General features: G+C 64.7%; 15 protein-coding genes, 1 tRNA gene and 1 pseudogene. 4 read left to right on the forward strand and 13 right to left on the reverse strand.

Annotation, left to right across the window (positions count from 1 at the left end):
* Positions 1-165: 165 nt before the first annotated feature.
* The 4 genes from WG907_RS00995 to WG907_RS01010 all read right to left on the reverse strand — a co-directional run bounded on the left by WG907_RS00995 (position 166) and on the right by WG907_RS01010 (position 4,773).
* Positions 166-1,410, reverse strand: a complete 1,245-nt coding sequence (locus WG907_RS00995; RefSeq protein ID WP_340230683.1) for a mechanosensitive ion channel family protein — start codon at positions 1,408-1,410, stop codon at positions 166-168.
* Positions 1,411-1,418: 8 nt separating this feature from the next.
* On the reverse strand, positions 1,419-2,630 hold the full coding sequence (metC, locus tag WG907_RS01000) for a cystathionine beta-lyase (protein WP_340230684.1): 1,212 nt from the start codon (positions 2,628-2,630) through the stop codon (positions 1,419-1,421).
* Entirely contained in the window at positions 2,627-3,472 is an 846-nt protein-coding gene (sseA, locus tag WG907_RS01005) for a 3-mercaptopyruvate sulfurtransferase (protein WP_340230685.1), read from the reverse strand. Before sseA ends, metC begins: the two co-directional genes overlap by 4 nt.
* Positions 3,473-3,537: 65 nt before the next feature.
* Complete coding sequence (locus WG907_RS01010; protein WP_340230686.1) at positions 3,538-4,773, reverse strand: hypothetical protein; 1,236 nt, start codon at positions 4,771-4,773, stop codon at positions 3,538-3,540.
* Between WG907_RS01010 and queF the strand changes: the two genes are divergently transcribed.
* Both queF and WG907_RS01020 read left to right on the forward strand, forming a co-directional pair.
* Positions 4,772-5,245: a preQ(1) synthase gene (gene queF, locus WG907_RS01015; protein WP_340230687.1), complete on the forward strand. Its 474-nt coding sequence runs from the start codon at positions 4,772-4,774 to the stop codon at positions 5,243-5,245. The two genes, WG907_RS01010 and queF, sit on opposite strands and share 2 nt — an antisense overlap.
* A gap of 154 nt (positions 5,246-5,399) precedes the next feature.
* Positions 5,400-8,060 (forward strand): M1 family metallopeptidase, encoded by a 2,661-nt coding sequence (locus tag WG907_RS01020; RefSeq protein ID WP_340230688.1) that lies wholly within the window; start codon positions 5,400-5,402, stop codon positions 8,058-8,060.
* A 51-nt stretch (positions 8,061-8,111) separates the two neighbouring features.
* On the opposite strand, the gene WG907_RS01025 is transcribed toward WG907_RS01020, so the two are convergent.
* Entirely contained in the window at positions 8,112-9,182 is a 1,071-nt protein-coding gene (locus WG907_RS01025; RefSeq protein ID WP_445326746.1) for a phytase, read from the reverse strand.
* A gap of 176 nt (positions 9,183-9,358) precedes the next feature.
* Here WG907_RS01025 and WG907_RS01030 point away from each other — a divergent pair, with 176 nt between their 5' ends.
* Entirely contained in the window at positions 9,359-12,148 is a 2,790-nt protein-coding gene (locus tag WG907_RS01030) for a TonB-dependent receptor (RefSeq protein WP_340230689.1), read from the forward strand.
* Positions 12,149-12,185: 37 nt separating this feature from the next.
* On the opposite strand, the gene WG907_RS01035 is transcribed toward WG907_RS01030, so the two are convergent.
* The 3 genes from WG907_RS01035 to hspQ form a co-directional block, all read right to left on the reverse strand.
* The gene (locus tag WG907_RS01035; protein ID WP_340231781.1) at positions 12,186-14,126 is read right to left on the reverse strand and encodes an OPT family oligopeptide transporter; all 1,941 of its coding nucleotides are present in this window, start codon (positions 14,124-14,126) and stop codon (positions 12,186-12,188) included.
* Positions 14,127-14,256: 130 nt separating this feature from the next.
* On the reverse strand, positions 14,257-15,075 hold the full coding sequence (locus WG907_RS01040) for a GDSL-type esterase/lipase family protein (protein WP_340230690.1): 819 nt from the start codon (positions 15,073-15,075) through the stop codon (positions 14,257-14,259).
* Entirely contained in the window at positions 15,032-15,403 is a 372-nt protein-coding gene (gene hspQ / locus WG907_RS01045) for a heat shock protein HspQ (RefSeq protein WP_340230691.1), read from the reverse strand. The genes WG907_RS01040 and hspQ overlap by 44 nt, the downstream gene beginning before the upstream one ends.
* A 134-nt stretch (positions 15,404-15,537) precedes the next feature.
* Here hspQ and WG907_RS01050 point away from each other — a divergent pair.
* A tRNA-Ser gene (locus tag WG907_RS01050) sits at positions 15,538-15,627 on the forward strand.
* 291 nt (positions 15,628-15,918) lie between these two features.
* Here the strand turns inward: WG907_RS01050 and WG907_RS01055 are convergent.
* From WG907_RS01055 to WG907_RS01075, 5 genes and pseudogenes are all read right to left on the reverse strand, one after another.
* Positions 15,919-16,134: pseudogene (locus WG907_RS01055) on the reverse strand (recombinase family protein); the annotation flags it as partial.
* 18 nt (positions 16,135-16,152) lie between these two features.
* Positions 16,153-16,584, reverse strand: coding sequence for a hypothetical protein (locus tag WG907_RS01060; protein WP_340230692.1), 432 nt, complete (start codon positions 16,582-16,584; stop codon positions 16,153-16,155).
* Positions 16,585-16,587: 3 nt separating this feature from the next.
* Entirely contained in the window at positions 16,588-16,929 is a 342-nt protein-coding gene (locus WG907_RS01065) for a type II toxin-antitoxin system RelE/ParE family toxin (RefSeq protein WP_340230693.1), read from the reverse strand.
* Positions 16,878-17,147: a CopG family ribbon-helix-helix protein gene (locus WG907_RS01070; RefSeq protein WP_340230695.1), complete on the reverse strand. Its 270-nt coding sequence runs from the start codon at positions 17,145-17,147 to the stop codon at positions 16,878-16,880. Before WG907_RS01070 ends, WG907_RS01065 begins: the two co-directional genes overlap by 52 nt.
* Before the next feature lie 115 nt (positions 17,148-17,262).
* A complete protein-coding gene (locus tag WG907_RS01075; protein WP_340230696.1) occupies positions 17,263-17,577 on the reverse strand; it encodes a hypothetical protein in 315 nt (104 codons plus the stop codon).
* Positions 17,578-17,737 lie beyond the last annotated feature (160 nt).

Consider the following 17,737-nt stretch of genomic DNA (forward strand, 5'->3'; position numbering starts at 1 on the left):
CAGCGATCGTCCCGCCTGCGCCAGGTTGCGGCCTCTGTACCCCAAAGGGCCGGGTCGCATCGCCTTGACGATCCGGGCATGCCTCCACGCGTTGCGCTGCACAAGAATTTATTGCTGATTCATGTCATTTGATGCCCTATTGTTGCTGTCATGCAACAATAGGGGCTATTGCGTCTGCGAGCGAAACTCGGCGCCGTGGATGACTCGCTGCGGATAGGGAATGGTGACGCCATGCTCGCGGAACAGGATCCACAGCCGGTTGAGCACGTCGGAACGGACATTGCCGACCCCGCTTTCCGGGTCGCTGATCCACACCAATATATCATGTTCGACGCGACTTTCGCCAAAGCCTGTAAGCCAGACATTGGGCTTGGGCGTGCGCAGCACGCGGGGACTTTCCTGTGCGGCGCGGAGCATCAACTGCTGCGCGAGCGCCAGATCGCTGTCGTAACCGACGCCCACCGGGATGCGCACGCGCACGTTGCGATCCGAATAGGACCAGTTTTCCACCTCCTGCGTCATCAGATTTTCGTTCGGGATCAGATGTTCCTTGCCATCGCGGGTGATGACGCTGACGGCGCGCACGCCGATCTTGTTTACCCAGCCGAAACTGTCGCCCACCACGATCACGTCGCCCGGCTTGATCGACCGGTCCATCAAAAGGATGATGCCCGCGATCAGGTTGCCGAACGTCTTTTGCAGGCCGAACCCGACCGCCAGGCCAAGCGCGCCCGAAAAGACGGCGAAGGCGGTCAGGTCGATCCCCAGCATGTCGATGCCGATGAAAAAGGCGGCGATGACGACGGCGATGGCGGCGAGTTTTTGCGCCAGCAGCTTTTGCGTCGCATCGAACGCGTCGGCGCGCGCAATGCTGCGCCCGACAAGCCGGTTGGCGAGGCGGATGAGCGCGAAAAGAAGGATGCAGGTCGCGGCGATCTGGGCAAGGCCGAGCAGGGTGACTCGCCGCTTGCCAAGGTCGATGCCGACGGCGTCGAGCATCTGTCCCACCGGCGCCAACCCGCCGCTCGTCCCCGACAGGATCATGAGGAACAGGATCAGCGCCAGCGGCAACGCGGCCCAGCGTGGCATGGCGAGCGCGCGCAGGCCCTGATCGGCGAGCAGGGCGACCGACAGGCCGAGGCCCGCGCCCAGCACCAGATGCGCCGTCGTGCCCTGCGGCCAGAGCGCGGTGGCAAGGCCGATGAGCAGAGCGGAGAAGGCATGGCGCAACATCGGCCTGACCCGGTCGGCAAGGGCCAGGTCGAGTGCGGGCATGCGCCGCGTCAGCCGGGGGGCGAGAAACCGGGCGCAAGCGGCGGCGATCAGGTGGAGCAGCAGCGCGACGGCGAGCGCCACAAGCGGATGGACGATCCCGGCATCGCCCGGCGTCAGCGCGAGCAGCTGCGTCATTCGATCGGTCACCGGCGCGCAGCGCGGAAGCGGGCAAGCCCTGCGTCGAGATCCGCGATCAGATCGGCGGGATCTTCCAGGCCGATGCTGAGGCGGACGATGGGGCCTTCCGCCTGCCATCTGGTGGCGCTGCGGTGGCGCGCCGGATCGACCGGCAGGGCGAGGCTTTCAAAGCCGCCCCAGCTATAGCCGATGCCGAAATGGGCCAGTCCGTCTATCAGCTCTGCGCGCGCCCGTTCGTCGCCGCCTGCCAGTATGAAACTGAACAGTCCGCTGGAGCCGGTGAAGTCGCGCCGCCAAAGATCGTGGCCGGGGCAGTCGGGGAAGGCCGGGTGCAGCACGCGCGCGACACCGGGTTGACCGCCGAGCCATTGCGCGATCTGCAGCGCGCTGTCCTGATGCTGTTTCAGGCGGACCCCGAGCGTACGCATACCCCGCGCCGCGAGCCATGCGTCGTCCGGGCTCGTCATCTGGCCGAAAAGCCAGGCGGTTTGGCGAACCTTCGCGAATAGCGCCTCGTTCGCGGTCACCGATCCCATCATCACATCGCTATGGCCGACGATATATTTGGTGCAGGCGAGGATCGAGATATCGACACCCAGCGACAGCGCGGGCAGGAAGAGCGGCGTCGCCCATGTATTGTCGATCAGGGTGACGATATCGCGCGCCCGTGCCGCCGCGACGATGGCCGGGATATCCTGCACCTCGAAGGTCAGGCTGCCGGGGCTTTCGAGGAAGATGGCGCGAACCTTGTCGGTCAGCAGTTCCGCGATGCCGGCGCCGATGGTCGGATCATAATAAACCGTCTCGATGCCTAGGGGCTTTAACATATTCTCGCAAAAGCTGCGGGTGGGATCATAGGCGCTGTCCACCATCAGCAGCCGGTCGCCCGGCTTTAATACGGCCATCAGCGCACAGGCGATCGCCGCGACGCCCGAGGGGAACAGCATGGTCCCTGCCGCGCCCGGCTCCATTTCGGTAAGCGCGTCGGCCAGGCTCCAGGCGGTCGGCGTGCCCTTGCGCCCGTAGAACAGCCGTTCATGGGTATTGGTCGTCGCCGCGCGCAAATGCGCGACATCGTCATAGAGGATGGTCGACGCACGCCAGACCGGCGGGCTGACGATGCCGCCGGGCTGCCCCGGCAAGCCGGTCCATTCCGGCCGGCGTCCAGCCTGGACGAGCTTCGTCAGCGGTTTGCGCGCGTCGCCCCCGTCGCTCATGCCGGGCCGGTCGCCTTGGGCGTGGCGGGATCGATGCCCCAGTCCGACCAGCTGCCGTCATACAGGGCGACATCCTGCTTGCCGAGCGTCTCCAGCCCGGCGAGCAGGATCGCGGCGGTCACGCCGCTGCCGCAGGTGGTTACGAGCGGCCGGTCGAAATCAACCCCGGCTTTCAGAAACAATGCCCGCAGTTCCTCGCCTGACTTCATGCTGTTGTCGGGATTGAACAGGGCGGAGGAAGGCAGGTTCATCGAGCCTGGAATATGGCCCGAGGCCATGCCGGGGCGCGGCTCTTTTTCCTCGCCGGTGAAGCGGCCCGCGCCGCGCGCGTCCAGCACCTGCTCGGCGGCGCTCGTCACATTGGCGAGCAGATCGGCCTTGTTCCGAACGGGGCCGGGGTCGCGCCGGGCGATCGCCGTGCCGGGCGCCGGCGATGCCGCGCCGCTCTGCGTCGGGCGACCTTCGGCGACCCATTTGGGCAGGCCGCCATCCAGTATCGCCGCGCCCGCGCCGATGCCGAACAGGCGCATCATCCACCAGCCCCGCGCCGCGCTGTGGACCGGGCTATTGTCATAGACGACGATGCGGCTGTCGGCATCGATGCCCAGCGCCTGAACCCGCCGGGTCATAAGGGCGTCGGTCGGCAACTGGCCCGGCACCGGATCGCGGGGATCGGACAGCGTCGGCAAATCGAGGAACGTCGCGCCGGGAATATGCGCAGCCTCGAACTCGGCGCGCGGATCGCGCGGCGTGCCGGGCAGGAACAGGCTGGCGTCGACGATGCGAAGATCGGGCTTGCCGAGTTCGGCGGCAAGCCAGTCGGTGGAAACCAATATGTCCATGCTGGGCACCCTCTGCAATATTCGGGTCCGCTTGTATAAGGCAGAGGAACGGCTGGAAAGAGGGCTTAGCGGCTGACCAGATCGCCGACCGCGCGCGCGGCCGGGTTGCGAAACTGGCGAGGCCCGGTGTCCATGCGCAGCGGCGCGAGGCGATCCTCCGCTTGGGCCGGCGCCTGCCCGACAAGGAAGCTGCGCGCGATGCGGCCCTCGCCGTCGCTCCAGTGATAGTGGAGGTCGAACAAGGCGAGCGGCACCAGCAGCGCCCGTTCGCCAACGTGAAGCGGTGCGATCTCGTCGGGCGACAAGCGCAACTCGCCGCTGAGCCATTGTCCCTCGCCGGGGGCAAGCGCGACGATGGAATGGGCGGGCGAGCCGAGCGACTGGTCGAGAAACGCGTCGAGCGTCGCCTGCTCTGTCGTGCCGGCATTGGTCAGCAGAGCCCGGATCAATATCTCCTCCGCCGGCTGCTCCCCCAGATTATGGACGGCAAGCCTGTAGGAAATGGTCGCGCCCATCAGCGAATAACGCGCGGCGTCCACCTCCAGCGAGAAATCCAGCCGGGCGCGCGCGCCGTCGGGTTCTGCGGGGGTGACTAGCGGAGGGACGAAGGCCGGGGATGGCGGCACGACCGGCATCGGCGGCGGCGACTCTTCCGCAAGCGCCTCGGGTTCCGCGCGGCGGCGGCGGATCAGCGCAGCCGCGATCAGCGCCAGCAATGCCCCGGCCGCTGCGATCCATTCCCAGGGTAGGGCCGCAGAGGGCGCGGCTCTGGTCACCGGCGGCGGTGCCGGTGCGATGACGGGTGGGGCCACCGACGAAGCGCCGGTTCGTTCAGTCTGGGTCGGCGGTGGTGCGGGCTCGATTTGCGGGCGCGGGGCGGCGGCCGGTTCCTCCTTCGGCGGGGCTGCCGGAGTCGCCGTCGGGCGACGCGGCACCCTGGGCTGCGTGGCGGGCGCGGGGGTGGCTGCAACCGGCGGCGCGGGCACAGGGGCTATGACCGGTGCGACCGGATCGGCGACCGGCGGCGTTACCGGCTGGGCTGCCGGCCCGCGGAACACATCCAGCTCCGGCCCTTGCTGGCGAGTATCCGCAGGCGGGTTCGCGCCGGCGCGTGGCAGATTGAAGATCGGCGCCGCGCTATCGTCCTGCGCGCGCGCAGGACTGGCCAGCACCAATGGCAGCATCAGCAGGATCGAGTGACGGAACCCCATGGAACCAGCCAAGGCAGCGTGGCCGCTGAACGCCAGATGAACGGCGCGCAGCGGTGACATCGGCGGTGCAATCGCGTAGACGGCCGGCATGACCGATACGCCTCCAGCGCCCATCGGCGCGCCGCTTCATCTCGGCCGCGCCAGCAGCCTCCCCACCCGCCCCGAAGAGGCGGTCCTCGATTATGTCGCCAATCCGCGACCGGGCCGCCCCTATCTGGTGCGGTTCACCGCACCGGAATTTACCTCGCTCTGCCCTGTCACCGGCCAGCCCGACTTTGCCCATCTGGTGATCGACTATGCGCCGGCGGGGACCATCGTCGAATCCAAGTCGCTCAAGCTTTTCCTGGGCAGTTTCCGCAACCATGCCGCTTTCCACGAAGATTGCACCGTCGGCATCGGCGAACGGCTGTTCGACGAAATGCGCCCGGTCTGGCTGCGCATAGGCGGATACTGGTATCCGCGCGGCGGCATCCCGATCGATGTCTTCTGGCAGTCGGGCGCGCCGCCCGAAGGTTTGTGGCTGCCCTTGCAGGATGTGCCGGGCTATCGCGGGCGGGGCTGAATCCCCAGCGCAACGACGAACGGTCGATGCAGTTCGACAGGCGACATGCGCCACGCAACGGAACAGTTGGAAGGGCCGCGGGATTGTGACAATCCGTGCTGTATAGCGGGCGGATCGTTGCCCGCAGATCAGACTTGTCGGAGTCACCTGTTCCATGACCATCACCAGATTGCTTCCACTGCTGTGCGCCGCCGCCCCGCTGGCGCTCGCTGCACCGCTCGACGCCCAGACGACCGGTTCGGCCAGCCCCGCCGGCCCCGCTCCAGGCATCACCACACAATTGCCGCGCGGTGCCGCGCCCAGCCATTATGCCATTGAGGTCACACCCGATGCCGCGAACCTGCGCTTCACCGGCAGGGTGACGATCGACCTGACGGTTAGCACGACCATGCCAGCACTGGTGTTGAACGCGGCAGACCTGACCTTCGGCGATGTCGCCCTGACCCCCGCGAAGGGCAAGGCCTTCAAGGGCGCGTCCAAGGTCGACGCCGCCGCGCAGACGGTGACGCTGGATTTCGGCAAGCCGATCGCGCCCGGCGTCTATAAGCTCGACATCGCCTATGCGGGCGTCATCGCCACTCAGGCGAACGGCCTGTTCGCGCTCGATTATACCGACAATGCGGGCAAGGCGAAGCGCGCGCTTTTCACCCAGTTCGAAGCGCCCGATGCCCGCCGCTTCGTGCCGAGCTTCGATGAACCGAGCTACAAGGCGACGTTCGACCTGAGCGCGATCGTGCCGACGGGCCAGATGGCGGTCGGCAATATGCCCGTGAAGGCGAGCAAGGATCTGGGCGGCGGCAGGACGCAGGTGATGTTCGGCACCACGCCCAAAATGTCGTCCTATCTGCTGTTCTTCGGACTTGGCGAACTCGACCGCGCCACCAAAATGGCTGGCGCGACCGAAGTCGGCGTCATCACCGGCAAGGGCAATACCGGCAAGGCGCAACTGGCGCTCGACGCGTCGGCGGCGATCCTGCCCTGGTATAACGACTATTTCGGCGTGCCCTTTCCGCTGCCCAAGCTCGACAATGTCGCGGGTCCGGGCCAGAGCCAGTTTTTCAGCGCGATGGAAAATTGGGGTGCGATCTTCACCTTCGAACGCGCGCTGCTGGTCGATCCCAAATTCACGTCCGAAGGCACGCGCCGCACCATCTATGAGATCGTCGCGCATGAAATGGCGCATCAATGGTTCGGCGACCTCGTCACCATGGCCTGGTGGGACGATCTGTGGCTGAACGAAGGCTTTGCCAGCTGGATGGCGACCAAGGTCACCGACAAGCTGCAACCCGACTGGGAAGCGCTCCTCGGCCGCGTCGACGGACGCGAGCGCGCGATGAACCTCGATTCGCTCAGCACCACCCATCCGATCGTGCAAAAAATCCGCACGGTCGAGGAAACCAGCCAGGCGTTCGACGACATCACCTATCAGAAGGGCGAGGCCGTCATCACCATGCTGGAGGGTTTCGCCGGCGAGGATGTGTGGCGCAGCGGTATCCGCGCCTATATGAAGGCGCATGCTTACGGTAACACCGTGACCGAAGACCTTTGGAATGCGGTCGAGGGCGCGGGGGCCAAGGGCCTGTCGGGCATCGCGCGCGATTTCACCAGCCAGCCGGGCATCCCGCTGGTCAAGGTGGAAAGTGCGACCTGCAAGGGGGGCAACACGCTGCTGACGCTGAGCCAGAGCGAGTTTAGCCGCGATCGCAAGGACAAGACGCCGCTCAGCTGGCATGTACCGGTCATGGCCCAAATGCTGGGTGGCGCACCGCAGCGACTGATACTTGAAGGCAAGGGGCAAATCAGCCTGCCCGGCTGTGGCGCCTATGTCGTCAATGCGGGGCAGACGGGCTATTATCGCTCGCTCTATCCCGCCGCCAATATGAAGGCGCTGGCGAAGGATTTCACGCGGCTTGCGGCGATCGATCAGAACGGCCTGCTCGCCGATAACTGGGCGCTGGGCCTTGGCGGCTATCAGCCCATCGGCCTGTCGCTCGACCTGATCGACGCGGTGCCCGCCAGCGCGAGCCCGGCCGTGCTGTCGGAAGTTCCCTCCTATCTGCTTGGCGCCTATCAGATGTTCGAGGGCGATGCGGCGCAGCGGGCGAAGATCTCCGCCTATGCCTCGGCCAAGCTTTCGCCCACGCTCCAGTCGATCGGCTATGAGGCGAAACCGGGCGAAGGGCCGCAGGTGCCGGTGTTGCGGGCGACGCTGGTCAGCACGCTGGGGGCGATGGGCGACAAGACCGTGGTGACGGAGGCGAACCGCCGCTTCGCCGCGCTCGCGACAGATCCGGCCGCGCTCGACGGACCGCTCAAGACCAACTGGCTCGCGATCATCGCCGCCAATGCCGATCAGGCGACGTGGACAAAGCTGCGGGCGATGGCGAACGGCGCGAAGACCGACCTTGAAAAGAGCCAGCTCTTCTCGATGCTCGGCGCGGCGAAGGATGAGGCGCTGGCGCGCCAAGCGCTCGATCTTGCCATGACCGACGAGCCGGGCAAGACGACCAGCGCCGCGATCATCGCTGCGGTCGGGCGCGAACATAGCATGCTAGCGGTCGATTATGTGCTGGCCCATCGCCAGCAATATGAAGCGATGATCGACGTGTCGGCGCGCAGCCAGGCGCTGGCGCGGCTGGGCGGAAGCTCGGCCGATCCCGCGATGCCGGCGAAGCTCGATGCGTTTGCGACCCAGTATCTGACCCCGGAATCGCGCAAGGTCGTCGACCGGTCGATCTCGGCGATCAAGACGCGGATCGAGACGCGAACCCGGCTGAAACCCGCGCTCGCGGCGTGGTTCGCGAAGAAGCGTTAGGCCGCCGTTCTTTCGCCAACTCACCATCCCGGCTTTTGCCGGGATGGTGAGTTATTTCAGGCCAAGCGCCTTTGCGATATCGTCCCAAGCCACCAGCTTGAAATTCTGCGCGGCGGTCGCGTTATGGCCATCCTGCGCAATGAACAGGCCGCCGGGATAGGCCGCGCCGAAATCGCCGAGCATCACCTCGATACCGTCGGTTTCTTCCGATCCGCCAATCGTACCGTCGATCACGCGGAACCGGCCGGCATAGCTGTCGTCACCCATCCGATAGGCGACATAGGCATTGTCGCCCTGGCTCGATACGAGGACATAGCCGTCCTTGTCTCCCATCGGCGCGATCGCGACGCCCTCGGCATCGGCGACGAGGTTCTTGCCATCCGCCGCCGCGATTTTGATAGGCGTGGACGAACCGGTCGCGCGCGCGTCGAAGCGCCACAGGCCGACATCCTCCTCCGCGACATACAGGATATGGGTGCGATCATCGACCGCGCAGCCTTCCGACTGGGTGCCAAGCTTGAGCGAGCGGACGATCCGGCCGGCGGGGGTTGCGCCCGAAGCATCCAGCGCGATCTGATGGATGGTGCCGTCTTTCAGCACGATGAAGGCGGAAAGTCCGGTCTCATCGCGACCGAGGCACACGCCATAGGCCTCGCCAGCGCCTGCCTCCACCGTCCCCAGTGCGGTCAGCTTCGCGCTTTCGGAATCGAGCCGGAACAGCGCGAGCCTCGCGTGGGCGATGTCGTTGCGGTCGCTGGCGACGACCAGCACGCCAGGCGCGCCGTTGATGGTCACGCCATCCTTCAGATCGACATTATTGACCCGTCCGGCATTCAAAAAGTCCCGAACCCTGCCGTCGAGGCCATAGACATAAAGACCCGCCTTCTTGTCGGTGCCGACGATCAGGCTCTGCACCGGATCGGCGGCATTGCGCCAGATCGCCGGATCATCGGCGGCGTCGGCATTGGCGGTGCCGACCGGCGCGGTCTCGCCGCGCGCCGTGACGCTGACTGCCGGGCTGGCGTTAGCGATGCGCTGGGCGACGGGTATTTCGGTCGCCGGGGGAGCGCAGCCGGCGAGCATAAGGAGAGAAAAAGGCGCGACATGCCGTGAAATGTTCATCTGTGTCCCCTGTTCGATGGCGGGCACATGACGATGCTTGGTGACAGACATGTGACGACCGATCGCTGGCGCGCCCGCCTTGTCACCAAACCGTCACGCCAGTTTCATGACGCTGTATTGTTGGGCCCTTAGGGACCCCGGCAACTCGCCAGCATGGCGACGTAACAGGGGAAATCATGAACATTCAGTCCGCCCGGCCCCGCGCCGGCATCCCGTCCGCTCGTCTTGCGCTGGTCAGCGGCGTTGCCTGGGCCGCGCTCGGCTGTTCGACCGCCATGGCACAGGCGCCCGCCGAAGCGGAGGCAGAAGCCGACGCCATCGTCGTCACCGGCGCGCGACCGATCGCCGAATCGGAAGCGACCGCGCTGACGATCCAGAAAAATTCGGACTCGCTCGTCACCGTCGTCGCATCGGATTCCGTGGGTCGCCTGCCCGACCAGAATATCGCCCAGGCCACCAGCCGCCTGCCCGGCGTCAGCGTCGAGCGCGATCAGGGCCAGGCGCGCTACATCAACCTGCGGGGCAGCCCCAAGACGTGGACCACCTTGTCCTTCGACGGCATCAACGTGGTCAGCCCCGAAGGCCGCGACGCACGGTTCGATTCCATCCCCTCCGCCATCGCGGGCCAGATCATCGTGTCAAAGGCGGTGACGCCCGACATGCCGGGTGAGACGGTGGCGGGCAACGTCAACGTCATCACCCGGTCGGCGTTCGACTATTCCGGCTTCCACCTTGCGGGCAAGGGCGGCCTTGGCTTTGCCGAACTGGGCGACAAGAAGGAATATGAAGGCTCGGTGGTGGTCTCGAACCGCTTCCAGACCGGCATGGGCGAAATCGGCATCCTGTTGTCGGGCAGCTATTATGAGCGCAACATGGTCACCGACAATTTCGAGACCGACTATGAGCCGGTCGGCCGCGACGCGCGCCCCGGCAATCAGACGCGCTTCTGGGCGCATGAGGCGGAAAACAAGCTGTACCGTTTGACCCGCAAAAACTGGTCGGTTTCCGGCCGGCTCGACTGGAAGCCCGACGATAATAATCTCATTTCGGTGCGGTCGGTCTATACGATCTTCACGGACGACGAGGCGCGCGACAATTACCGCTTCGACCTCGACGACCGCGAGGGCGATCTGGTCGCCGATAGCGCCGCCTGCGGGGCGAGCACGGCCAACACGACCTCGGGCTATGCCGATATCTGCGCCGGCAACACGCCGCAAAAGGGTACGGTCTACGGGGTCGACATCCGCCAGCGGTCGACGCTGCGTGCGTACAAGCAGTCGGTCTTCACCAACACGCTGGCGGGCGATCACTCGTTCGGCGACGGCAACTGGAAACTGTCATGGGCCGGCAACTATACAGAGTCCAAGGACGACCGCTCGGTCGTTGGCGAGGCGACATGGGACAGTCCCGGCACCCGCTCGGCGCGCCCGACCGTGTCCTACGATTTTTCCGACCCGAACCGCTCGAAGCTGCTGCTCTACCGCACGCTTCAGCAGAGCGGACCGACCCGCTTCTCGGCGGGCGAAGCGGTGAAGGCGATCGACACATTCGCCAAGCCGCTCTCCTCCTTCGTCGTGCAGGATTTCGTGGACACGACCAAGGCCTATACTGGCCGGCTGGTGCTCGCCCACGACATGGGCTTCCTGGGTGGAGAGGCGACCTTCAAGGTCGGTTTTCAGTTCGACCAGCGCACCAAGATCGCGGACGAGCAACAGATTTCGCTCAACGCGACCGACGCGGCAAAATATCTCCCCACCGACTATAATCAGTTCTCGCTCGACAAGGATTTCCTGGGAAAAATCCCCATGGGCTACACCTTCCGCTATTTCGATACCGACAAGATGCGCGACGCGTCCGAAGCCGTCCGAGCGGCCAATGCCTTCACGCCCAACACCGCCAACAATTATAACGTGCGCGAGCAGGTCTTTGCCGGCTTCGCCATGGGCACGGTCCGCTATGACTGGGGTTCGGTGGTCGGCGGCGTGCGCGTCGAGCATATCAAGAATCGCGGCATCGCCACCGGCATCACGGCGGAGGCGGAACAGACGCTCGCCTTCCCGAGCCTGCACATCAATTACAATGTCGACGATACCAAGAAATTCCGTCTGTCGTTCAACTCCGGTGCGGCGCGCGCCGATTATGACCAGATGCGTCCCAATGTTGTCATCAACGACACCGCCCAGACCATTTCCGGCGGCAACCCGGCGGTCAAGCCCGAGCGCGCCTATGGCGTCGACGCCTATTTCGAATGGTATCTGCGGCCGCAGGGCTATCTGATGGCGGGGCTGTTCTACAAAAAGGTCAAGGACGTCCTCTATAACTCGTCGCGCACCTTTAATTCGAACATATTGGATAGCGGTGGCTTCAACCGCTCCGATTACACCTATTCGGGTATCGTCAACGGCGGCGACGGCCGGATTTACGGGCTGGAAGTCGCGGCGCAGCTTCAGCTTGAGCCGTGGACGCAGGATCTGGGCCTGCCCGAATTCATCGGCGGCTTTGGCGTGTCGGCCAACCTGACGCTCAACAACAGCAAGGTTACCAAGCCCGACTTTTTCGACAACAAGGTTCTCCTGGTCCCCGCGCGCAAGGTGCGGCTGCCGGGCACGTCGGACTTCGTCTATAATGTCGGCGCTTATTATGAAAAATATGGCCTCTCGCTGCGCCTGCAATATCAGAACCGGGGCAAGTGGCTGGACACGGTGTCGAACACGCTGGCGGATGCCGGAGACACCTATTGGGATTCGGACGACGAGCTGGATTTCTCCGCGCGCTATGCGATCACGAAGAATTTCGAGATCTATTTCGACGCGTCGAACCTGCTCAACCATCCGGGCCGCCGCTTTTCCGATCCCGGCAATCTGCTGACCGCGACCGGCATCCCTTCCAAGGGATCGAGCAACCAGACGATCGAATGGGAACGGTTCGGCCGGCGCTATACCGGCGGCATCCGGTTCAACTTCTGATCAGGGTGAAAGGGCGGGCCATGGGTCCGCCCTTTACCTAAACGGCGAGTGGGGCGGAAGCCTGATGCCTCAGTCGCGCGTAAAGCGCGGCGATGACGCCGAAGAAGAGGATCACGGACATTATTGCACCCCATGGATTTTCCGCGATCAGCGCCAGCGGCGCGTCACTATCGGTCGCCGCCACGATCCCGGCAAAGGCGACACCGAACAGGCTTTCGCCCACGATGAAGCCCGTCGCCATCAACACGCCCATGCGCTCGGCGAATTCCGGGTGCGACTGGCGCAGCGCCCAGCGATTATAGAGATGGCCGATGACCGCGCCGACCGGGATCAACAGGGTGAGCGCCATCGGCAGGTAAATCCCCATGCCGACCGCGAGCGGGGGCAGGCGCAGCTTGCCCGCCCGGCCCAGCGCCTCGTCGATGACGATCACCACCGCGCCGATGCCAGCGCCGATGCCGATCAGGCCCCAGTCGAGGTCGCCGCCCAATACGCCCTTGGCCAGCGCGGAGATGAGCGCGGCCTGCGGCGCGGGCAGCGCATTGGGGCCGGCGCCCGGCGCCCCGGCGAAACCAAAGGCGCTGTTGAGCAGATCCAGCACGGGCGGGATGACGAGCGAACCGAAGATCACGCCGAGGATCAGCGCGATCTGCTGTTTCCACGGCGTCGCGCCGACAAGCTGGCCGGTCTTGAGGTCCTGAAGATTGTCGTTCGAGATCGTCGCCACGCCAAAGATGATCGCGGTGGTGAACAGCGCATAGGCGATCAGCGCCTGCGATTGCTTAGGGTCCCCACCCGATCCGTAGATCGCAGCGAGGATCAGGGATGCACCCAGCACCGCGAGGATGCCGACGCCCGAGATCGGGCTGTTGGACGCGCCGATCAATCCCGCCATATAACCGCAGACCGACGCGATGACGATGCCAGCGACAAGGATATAGACGAGCGTCAGGCCGATGATCGGCACCGGATGCAGCGCGATCGGGCCGCCCTGCGCAAAGACCCACAACAAGACGGCGATCGGCACGAGGCTGGCGAGGATGGTGCCAAAGACGATGCCGATCGGCAGGTCCTGCTCGGTCAGTGCGAGCAGGCCGCCATCGCCCCCCTTGCGCACCCGCGCCGCCGCCATGGCGGAGCGGATACCGCCGACGATCGGCCCCAGTATCTTGAGCAGGGTCCAGATCGCGGCGACGCCGATCGTGCCCGCGCCGATGAAGCGCGCCTTCATGCGAAAGGTCGTGCCGACCAGCGTTGCGAGGTCCGCGCCCGCCGGCAACGGGGCGGTGAGATAGGGCACGATACCGACCCAGCTTATCAGCAGGCCGAAGAACATGGCGACGCCTACGGACAATCCGACAAGATGGCCGACGCCGATCAAAGCCATGGAAAAGCTGGTCGAAACCGACGTCGCACCAGCGCCCAGCTTGAAGAAGGTCGCGGCTTCCTCGGCGATCAGGCGGGTTTTGGCGAGAATCGAAAAAGCGGCGGCGGCGACCGTGCTCATCGCAATGACCGCGAGGCCGCGCTGATTTTCCTCCGCCCCTTCGCGCGACCCCGCGCCCACCTTGAGCACTTCGGCGGCGGCGACGCCCTCGGGATAGGGAAGATCCGATCCGGTGACGAGCGCTCGGCGCAGCGGCACCGAATACATGACACCCAATATGCCGCCGAGCGCGATGGTGCAGGCGGATAGCCAGTAGGGAAAGCCCTGCCACCAGCCGATGATGACGAGTCCGGGGAGGACGAAGATGATCGCCGACAGCGTGCCGGCAGCCGACGCGATGGTCTGGACGATGTTGTTTTCGAGGATCGTGCCGGTCGCGAACAATCGTAATACCGCCATGGATATGACGGCGGCCGGGATAGACGTCGCGAAGGTCAGGCCGATCTTGAGGCCGAGATAGACGTTGGCGGCGGTAAAGACGAGGGTGATGAGCGCGCCCAGGATCACGCCCCGCAGGGTGAGTTCCACCATCGGCGCCGCCTTGCCAGAATCAATCGTCACTGCCGGGTCCTCTCGCCATCCTATATAGTGGCTTGTAATAATCTTGCTTGGTCGTGGATCAATCGGAAAGTGAGAGGCTAGGCCCTATATGGCCTTGTGGTCACGACGCACCCTTGCGACCGGCATCGTCCAGCGCCGCATGGTCCAGCCAGGCGTCGATAAGAGCCGTCCAGCGCTGATATCCGCGCGGATTCATATGGAGTCCGTCCGGGCCGAACAGGGACGCGTCAGGCAAGCCGTCCGCGGCGAGCAGCGTTCGGCCGACGTCGAGATAGTCGAATCCCCTGGCGCGGGACCGAGCCGCAACCGTCATGTTGACCGCGGCGAGTTTGGGCCAGAGCGTCCAGCGGATCGGGCTGGGTTTGAGCGACAGGCACAGGATATGCGCGCGCGGATAGTCGCTGCGCAGCCGGCCCATCAGGGTGAGAATGTCGCGCGCCACCTCCTGCGGCTGCGCGCCGCCGGCTAGGTCATTTTCCCCCACATAGACCACGATCGATCGCGGCGGCTTGCGCGGCAGCAGACGTCGATAATGGCGCAGCACGTCGGGCGTGGTCGCGCCGCCAAAGCCACGATTGACCGTGGGGATGTCAGGAAAGCTGCCGGCAATGTCCCACAGGCGGATACTGGAACTGCCCATGAACAGGGTCGCCTCGCCCAGTGCGGGGCCGGCATCATTGGCCCTGGCGAAGGCTTCGATCTCGTTCGAGAAAGGAAAGGCCGGGTCGGCCTTGGGTGCGCCCGCGCGACTGGCGCCGGGTTCGGCGGCATGAACGCTGCCCATCATCAACGTCGCGCCCGCCAGCGCCATCATGATCCGCGCAGACCGCCTCAAACGGCGACCAACGGACCGGGCATTGCCGCCGTTGGCGCGATCAATGCCGATGAAGCGGGCGCAGTCGATATTTGCCATTCGCATAGGCGCCGAACATGTCGGAAATGCCGGGATGATCGACCGGCTCGCCGCTGTCGTCGCCGACCAGATTCTGCTGGCTTACATAAGCGACATAGCTCGATTCCCCATTTTCGGCGAGCAGGTGATAAAAAGGCTGATGCTTGTCCGGGCGCGACGCCTCCGGGATCGATTCATACCATTCCTCGCTGTTGGCGAAAACGGGATCGATATCGAATATGACGCCACGAAACGCGAACAGGCGATGCTTGACGACATCGCCGATGCTGAATCGGGCATGGACGATGGGAGGGGCGGTCACGCCGGCGCCGAAAATCTGAATCGCGTCTGTCATATCTCCAATGTAGGACAGTTGCGCTGGCGCACAAGAAAAATAGCCGCAGGCCATGCTTGGCAAGCCCGCCATCATTCGCTATTGGCGCCGCTCGACCGGGACGTGCGGCGCCAATGGCGCGGCGGACCTTCTGCGGAGAGGTGGCAGAGTGGTCGAATGCACCGCACTCGAAATGCGGCGTGCCGGTGACGGTACCCAGGGTTCGAATCCCTGCCTCTCCGCCACTTCGGAACAACGGTGGGCACTCCGCCCGCCGCCGAGGCTACGCCGTTAGCGGCGAGCACCCGCAATAGGTTGCTCTTGGAGCCCATGATTCGGACTTCGCCCTGATCGACCTCCACCCTCTGCGCTAGCGCGCGCAAATGATCGCGGCGATAGCCGCCGCCTTCCAACCGGATGCGCTGGCGGGCAGTTCGGGCAAAGCTGCGCAGCATCATGGGCGTGATTGCCTGCTGAGCCGAGCTTTGCAGCAAAGCCGACGCGCGCTCGGCATCCGCCCGCGCCTGATCGCGGGTGGCTTTCATGCGCTGGAACTCGGGCCGGCGGTCATTGGTCGCAGACGCTCCCGCCTCGACGAAGGTATCAACCAACTCCAATCCCCGCGACAGGCAATAGGCTTCGCCCTGCTTGCGCTGATCGGGGATCGACACGTCATGCTCGGCCTGCCGCGCCGTAGAGACGCGCAGATAGAGAGCGGCGCGCGCCCCTTTGCCGTATTGGGACACGGTCATGACAGCGAACTCCTCACATCATTGGCATGGTCCGAACAGCTCGTCGAAGACATCGCCGAACCATGCCTCGAACACGTCCACCTCGGCGCTCGTGACTGGCACGTGCTCCGGCCAGTCGTCGGTGACGGTCCAGACCGAGAGATCGTCTTTGGGCGGACGGCCCGGATGGGGCCATTGATATCCCAGTATTCGTTCGAGCTGATCGGACGCCGGACACGACCGCGACAAAGAACGGCGTGGCGAAGGCGTGTCGGCATAATCGAGCAGGTCGGCCGGACATTCCACCGGGCGGCGTGGCGTTCGACAACGAAGTTTGCGGGGCGCGACCATCCCGACAGGCTGCTTTGCCGCGCCTCGACACAAAGCATCCGTCGCGGCGTAGCGCAGATAGGGGCGTGCGGCGGCTTTCTTACGTCGCGCCCCTGCGCCGGCACTCTCTTGGGCCGCCATTACCTATTCCTCCGACTGGAAACTGCGGTTTTCACGACAATGCCAGAGGCGCAGGATAAAGATCGTGACGTTGGCGATCTCGTAGCGCAGCTCGTAGTTGCCAACGATGATCCGGCGAACCTCGCGCGGCTCATAGGCTTCCAGCTTCTCGCCGATCCGCGGATAATCGAGCAGCCGGTCAGGCGCGTGCGCAAGCTGCTGAACGACCCGAGCGGCAGCGTCAGGCGCGACCGGCCTCAGATGCTCGTGCAAGCGCACGAGGTCCGAAAACGCCTTGCTGGTCCATTGGATATTCATTTTACGGGCGGCGGTAACGGCCTGTCCGTGCTGAGGCTGTCTGCCCATGCCTGGATCGCCTGATGATCGATGATGCGGCCAGCATCGACATCTTCAAGGGCTTCGAGCGTCATCCGGTGACGCTCCTCCTCTTGATCGACCCAGGCGGCCAGCGCCTGCTTCATCACCCAGCCGCGCGAGCGTTCCAGCCGCGAAGCCATCGCTTCAACCTTTTCAGCGAGTCCTAGGGGGACATGCGCGGTCAGCACTTTCGTATCGGTCGCCATGTTTATCACCTGCTATCAATCCGATTAAAATATAATCGAAAATGTTGAGAAGCGCTAGTAGGTGGCATAGGAAAGACACGCCCCCGCTGCTGCAAGCGACAAGGTGCCCTACCACTTATGAAAGCCCGTGCTCCGCCAGGAACGGCACGATCGTGTCCGGCAGGGGCTTGCCCGGGCAGATCATCGAGAAGGCCGTGAGCGCATGGATGATTGCACCGTCCGGGTTGAAATCGCCTTCGTCGAGTGTCGCCAACGGATCGCGCTGCGCATGCTTCAGGAAGTTGAACGGCCGGATGATGTAGCCGATCAGCTTGCGCCGCTCGTCAGCGGATAGGTTGATGGTAAGGTCTGACGCCTCCTTTACCTCGCCAGCTTCGATGCCGCCGGCGACCTTGTCGATAAGGGCATCCATTTCGGCATTGGTCGGCAATGTGATCGGATCGCCCTTTATTTTCGCTGATCCGCTTTTGCGCGTGCATCGATTGCGGTGCGACTGTTTCCGCCATTATCCTTGGCTCGCTCTTTTTCGATGAGCGCTGGCAGCCGACCAAGGCGCAGCGCTTCGCGGATATCTCCTCCTTCACCTCCGC

This window comes from Sphingobium fluminis, from assembly GCF_037723805.1.
GTDB lineage: Bacteria > Pseudomonadota > Alphaproteobacteria > Sphingomonadales > Sphingomonadaceae > Sphingobium.

Bases quoted from the DNA above. Each gene is read 5' to 3' on its own strand.
- WG907_RS01070 (WP_340230695.1), bottom strand. From the start codon at position 17,147: ATGGCGACCGATACGAAAGTGCTGACCGCGCATGTCCCCCTAGGACTC.
- queF (WP_340230687.1), top strand. From the start codon at position 4,772: ATGACCGATACGCCTCCAGCGCCCATCGGCGCGCCGCTTCATCTCGGC.
- WG907_RS01040 (WP_340230690.1), bottom strand. From the start codon at position 15,075: ATGCGAATGGCAAATATCGACTGCGCCCGCTTCATCGGCATTGATCGC.
- WG907_RS01035 (WP_340231781.1), bottom strand. From the start codon at position 14,126: ATGGTGGAACTCACCCTGCGGGGCGTGATCCTGGGCGCGCTCATCACC.
- WG907_RS01010 (WP_340230686.1), bottom strand. From the start codon at position 4,773: ATGCCGGCCGTCTACGCGATTGCACCGCCGATGTCACCGCTGCGCGCC.
- WG907_RS01020 (WP_340230688.1), top strand. From the start codon at position 5,400: ATGACCATCACCAGATTGCTTCCACTGCTGTGCGCCGCCGCCCCGCTG.
- WG907_RS01060 (WP_340230692.1), bottom strand. From the start codon at position 16,584: ATGGCGGCCCAAGAGAGTGCCGGCGCAGGGGCGCGACGTAAGAAAGCC.
- WG907_RS01030 (WP_340230689.1), top strand. From the start codon at position 9,359: ATGAACATTCAGTCCGCCCGGCCCCGCGCCGGCATCCCGTCCGCTCGT.
- WG907_RS01025 (WP_445326746.1), bottom strand. From the start codon at position 9,182: ATGAACATTTCACGGCATGTCGCGCCTTTTTCTCTCCTTATGCTCGCC.
- WG907_RS01065 (WP_340230693.1), bottom strand. From the start codon at position 16,929: ATGGGCAGACAGCCTCAGCACGGACAGGCCGTTACCGCCGCCCGTAAA.
- hspQ (WP_340230691.1), bottom strand. From the start codon at position 15,403: ATGACAGACGCGATTCAGATTTTCGGCGCCGGCGTGACCGCCCCTCCC.
- WG907_RS00995 (WP_340230683.1), bottom strand. From the start codon at position 1,410: ATGACGCAGCTGCTCGCGCTGACGCCGGGCGATGCCGGGATCGTCCAT.
- sseA (WP_340230685.1), bottom strand. From the start codon at position 3,472: ATGGACATATTGGTTTCCACCGACTGGCTTGCCGCCGAACTCGGCAAG.
- metC (WP_340230684.1), bottom strand. From the start codon at position 2,630: ATGAGCGACGGGGGCGACGCGCGCAAACCGCTGACGAAGCTCGTCCAG.